The sequence below is a fragment of the Microcoleus sp. AT8-A3 genome (assembly GCF_036705675.1).
GTDB lineage: Bacteria > Cyanobacteriota > Cyanobacteriia > Cyanobacteriales > Microcoleaceae > Microcoleus.
Window position 1 is genome coordinate 1 of record NZ_JAUBVD010000139.1, and the last position, 1,019, is coordinate 1,019.

Annotated in this window: 1 protein-coding gene; it reads right to left on the reverse strand. The window is 45.3% G+C overall.

Annotation, left to right across the window (positions count from 1 at the left end; translation table 11 throughout):
- Positions 1 to 104 precede the first annotated feature (104 nt).
- Positions 105 to 1,019: RNA-guided endonuclease TnpB family protein (locus tag QUB51_RS30285; RefSeq protein WP_333264577.1), on the reverse strand; the 915-nt coding region annotated here is incomplete at its 5' end.

The following is a 1,019-nucleotide window of genomic DNA, read 5'->3' on the forward strand; positions in this document are numbered from 1 at the left end:
CTGCTTCGTAAAACTTACCCAAACTTGACTAAAGCCATCTTTAGTCGCAATTCAGAACTCACTTCCTGCGCTGTTGGGTGGTCGGCCATCCCAAGATAAGCAGGCTATCCCCCAATAGCCTTGGGTTCCCAATTCAAAATATTCAAGCTAGCATTCAAATCGCGATCTATTGACACGCCGCAAGCAGGACAATCATAAGTCCTCACTTGCAAAGGCATATCTTTTTTATGCCCGCAATTGGCACAAATCTTAGAACTGGGGAACCATCGATCTACCAGCACTAAGCTTGCTCCATACATTTTGCACTTATACTCTAGCTGTCGCCTGAATTCGTAAAACCCTAAGTCGGATATTGCCCCTGCCAACTTGTGATTTGCCAGCAATCCTTTAACATTCAAGTCTTCTATCTTAATTAACTTGAAAGTTTTCGCTAAATAAGTCGTCAACTTGTGAAGGAAGTCTTTACGAATGCAGGCTATCCGTGCGTGGAGTCTGCCGATCTTGTTGTAAGTTTTGCGTTGGTTGCGAGAACCTTTTATTTGTCTTGACGCCTTGCGCTGTAAAGTAGCAAGCTTGGTTTTCGCTTGCTTGAGCGGTTTTGGCGCATCAAACACTTGACTGTTTGACAGGGTGGCCGCATATTTGACACCTACATCAATTCCTACAGAACTATCAGGCTGTTGAATTGGCAGGCGTTGGGCATCAACACAGAAAGAGACGAACCAGCGATTTCCTTCTTTTGAAATGGTAAAAGTTTGAGATGCAAATCCACACGGGAGTGGCACGCGCGGCCGAAAAGTCCCCAAAGTAGGAATCTTGATGGTGTTACCAGCACTTAGCAAAACTTTGCCATTAGAAGAATCAACCGTGAATGATTGCCCGTCTCGGCGGCTGGCAAATTTCGGATGGCCGGCTTTCCCCAAACGATACCGACTGAACGCTTCTTTCAAGTCAATCAAAGCGTTTTGGTAAACACGAGAAGACAACTGGTTCATCCAAGCGCATTCAGGTTGTTTCTT